The sequence below is a fragment of the Pseudomonas sp. P5_B2 genome, from assembly GCF_056400445.1.
Genome location: NZ_JBFULH010000466.1, coordinates 1 through 3,205, shown reverse-complemented (window position 1 = coordinate 3,205; position 3,205 = coordinate 1). Strand labels below are relative to the sequence as shown.

General features: G+C 60.3%; 4 protein-coding genes. 3 read left to right on the top strand and 1 reads right to left on the bottom strand.

Going from position 1 to position 3,205, the window contains the following annotated elements; translation table 11 throughout:
• Window positions 1–436 (bottom strand): LptF/LptG family permease (locus AC1DRJ_RS22450; protein WP_477804072.1); only part of this gene is annotated, 436 nt, incomplete at its 3' end.
• 308 nt (window positions 437–744) lie between these two features.
• On the opposite strand from AC1DRJ_RS22450, the gene AC1DRJ_RS22445 reads away from it, so the two are divergent.
• The 3 genes from AC1DRJ_RS22445 to AC1DRJ_RS22435 are packed head-to-tail and all read left to right on the top strand — an operon-like array spanning window position 745 to window position 3,122.
• Window positions 745–2,235 (top strand): leucyl aminopeptidase, encoded by a 1,491-nt coding sequence (locus tag AC1DRJ_RS22445; RefSeq protein WP_477804071.1) that lies wholly within the window; start codon window positions 745–747, stop codon window positions 2,233–2,235.
• A 60-nt stretch (window positions 2,236–2,295) separates the two neighbouring features.
• Window positions 2,296–2,724 carry a DNA polymerase III subunit chi gene (locus tag AC1DRJ_RS22440; RefSeq protein WP_477804070.1) on the top strand — a complete coding sequence of 143 codons (429 nt, stop codon included), beginning with the start codon at window positions 2,296–2,298 and terminating at the stop codon, window positions 2,722–2,724.
• A gap of 8 nt (window positions 2,725–2,732) precedes the next feature.
• Window positions 2,733–3,122 (top strand): DNA polymerase III subunit chi, encoded by a 390-nt coding sequence (locus AC1DRJ_RS22435; protein ID WP_477804069.1) that lies wholly within the window; start codon window positions 2,733–2,735, stop codon window positions 3,120–3,122.
• Window positions 3,123–3,205 lie beyond the last annotated feature (83 nt).

Below are 3,205 nucleotides of genomic sequence, written 5' to 3'. Positions count from 1 at the left end.
GTTCCAGGGTATCGAACTCGGTAAGTGCATCTTGCTTGTTCAGCAGCAACTGGAACTGATTGGCACCTTGTGGCGCTAGGCTCAGGCTCAACCAGGCCACTACCAGCGCGACCAGCGTGGCCGGAAACAGGGTTATGACAAACAGACGCTGCTGGCTCATACCGGTGGCCGACAGCACCGTCATTTCGCTTTCCAGGTACAAACGACCGTACGCCAGCAGGATCCCGAGAAACAGGCCCAGTGGCAGGATCAGTTGCAGGAAGCCTGGCAGACGAAAGCCCATGATCAGGAACAGCGAGCCCGGATCCAGCAGGCCCGCGGCCGCCTGGGCAAGGTATTTGATGAAGCGACCGCTCATGATGATGACCAGCAACACGGCGCTGACAGCGCTCAAGGTCAACAGGACTTCGCGGGACAGATAACGGAAGACAATCAAACCAGACACTCCAGGGTTGTCAGGCTAAGGCGGCCAAACAAGCAAACGTATCAGACAGCCCACAGGGAAGAGCTGCCGAAAAAGATGGCGCATTATCCTGTGATTGGGTGCGCCTGTCACTGCGCATGCTCAAGCTGGCGGCCGATGCGCTGAAGATCGTACAACCGAGGGTTGTCAGGCGCACGGAGCGAGGTTCAAACTGCGGCCTTTGTCGCGGGCCGTGACCTGCGTCTTTCTATCTATATAAGCAAGCGTCTGTGCGTCGCCGTTTTGCCCACGCACGTTGACCATTATTCAGGGACCCGGACATGGAACTGGTTGTAAAAAGCGTTAGCCCAGAAACGTTGAAGACTGCCACTCTGGTCGTCGCCGTCGGCGAAGGCCGCAAGCTCGGCGCCGTGGCCAAACAACTGGACGAACTTAGCGGCGGCGCCATCAGTGCAGTGCTCAAGCGCGGCGACCTCGCCGGCAAGGTCGGCCAGAGCCTGTTACTGCATAGCTTGCCGAATCTCAAGGCTGAACGTGTTCTGCTGGTAGGCGTGGGCAAGGACGAAGAACTCGGCGACCGCCCGTTCCGCAAAATCATTGCCGGCGTACTCAACACCCTCAAAGGCCTGGCCGGCAGCGATGCGGTACTGGCGCTGGATGAAGTCGTGGTCAAAGGCCGCGACAGCTACGGCAAAACCCGCTTGCTGGCAGAAACCCTGGTGGACGGCGAATACACCTTCGACCAGTTCAAGAGCCAGAAAGCCGAACCTCGCGCCCTGAAGAAAGTCACCCTGCTGACCATCAAGGCAGCACAGGCTGAAGTCCAGCGGGCAGTGAGTCATGCCACCGCTATCGCCAACGGCATGGCCTTCACCCGCAACCTGGGCAACCTGCCGCCGAACATCTGCCACCCGACGTTCCTCGGCGAGCAAGCCAAGAACCTCGGTAAAGAATTCAAAAGCCTGAAAGTCGAAGTCTTTGATGAGAAGAAGATCAAGGACCTGGGCATGGGCTCGTTCTACGCCGTAGGCCAGGGCAGTGCACAGCCGCCACGCCTGATCGTCATGCAATACAACGGTGGCAAGAAATCCGAGAAGCCCTACGCACTGGTCGGCAAAGGCATCACCTTCGACACCGGCGGCATAAGCCTGAAGCCGGGCGCCGGCATGGATGAAATGAAGTACGACATGGGCGGCGCTGCCAGCGTGTTTGGCACCCTGCGCGCCGTGCTTGAACTGAACCTGCCGATCAACCTGGTGTGCATCCTGGCCTGCGCCGAAAACATGCCAAGCGGCAACGCCTCGCGCCCCGGCGACATTGTCACCACCATGAGCGGCCAGACCGTGGAGATCCTCAACACCGACGCCGAAGGCCGCCTGGTGCTGTGCGATGCCCTGACCTACTCCGAGCGTTTCAAGCCGCAAGCCGTGATCGATATTGCCACCCTGACCGGCGCTTGCGTCGTGGCTTTGGGCTCCCACACTTCGGGCCTGCTGGGCAACAACGATGAACTGATCGGCCAACTGCTGAGCGCCGGCCAAACGGCTGATGACCGTGCCTGGCAATTGCCGCTGTTCGACGAATACCAGGAGCAACTGGACAGCCCGTTCGCCGACATCGCCAACATTGGCGGTCCGAAAGCCGGCACCATCACTGCTGCCTGCTTCCTGTCGCGCTTCACCAAGAACCTGAACTGGGCGCACCTGGACATCGCCGGCACCGCATGGACCAGCGGCGGCAAGGACAAGGGCGCCACTGGCCGTCCTGTTCCGCTGCTGACCCAATACCTGTTGGACCGCGCCAAAGCCTGAAACTAATGACCAAGGGCGGCGTCACTTTCGAGTGACGCCGCCCTTGGCTCAGGAACCGCAATGACCAAAGTCGACTTCTATATCCTGCCCAGCGCCGATCCGTCGGCACGGCTGGATTTCGCCTGCAAGCTCACCGAAAAAGCCTGGCGCATGGGTCACCGCATTTACCTGCATTGCAGCGATGCCGCTCAGCGTGAGGATCTGGACGCCCGTTTGTGGGCCTTCAAGGGCGAAAGCTTCGTGCCTCATGGCCCTGCCGAAAGCGAGCCGGACGGCCTGATCGTCCTGGGCCTTGGTAATGACTGCGGTCTGCACCAGGATTTGCTGGTCAATCTGGACCTGAAAGTGCCGGCATTCGCCAACAAATTCGCCCGCGTGGCGGAAGTGGTGGTGGAAGATCCGACGATTCGTGCAGCTGCGCGGGAGAGTTTCCGTTTCTACCGCGAACAGGGCTATCCTCTGCAAGACCACCGTTTACAGCGACTCTGAGCATTCCGATGGACACTCCAAAACCGCAACAACAGTCCGCGCACTTACTGGACGACCTCGAGTCGATCCGCCAACTGCTCGGCGATGACAACCTGCAACCACCGCTGCTGACCGACACGGTCATCGAGGATGATCAGGAACAGATTCCCGTGTTGTTCGAGCTTGCCGGCAATGCGCCGCAGCCGGTTGAACAGACACCGCCGCCCGCCCCTGCCGCCCAACCGGCAGCGGCCACCAGCAAAAGCGCCGAAGCCTTGCTGCATCTGGACAGCGAACTGCGAGCCGCCGCGCTGTTGATCATGCAAGACGTGATCGACGATTTCGCGCCGCATATTGAAACCGAGATCAAGCGCCGGCTGGATGCTCGGATGGAGCGGTTGCTCAGCCAGTACGAATAACCCCCATACCCTGTGGGAGCGAGCCTTTGTGGCGAGGGGGCTTGCCCCCCCGTCGGCTGCGTAGCAGTCGCAAAGCCTAAGCA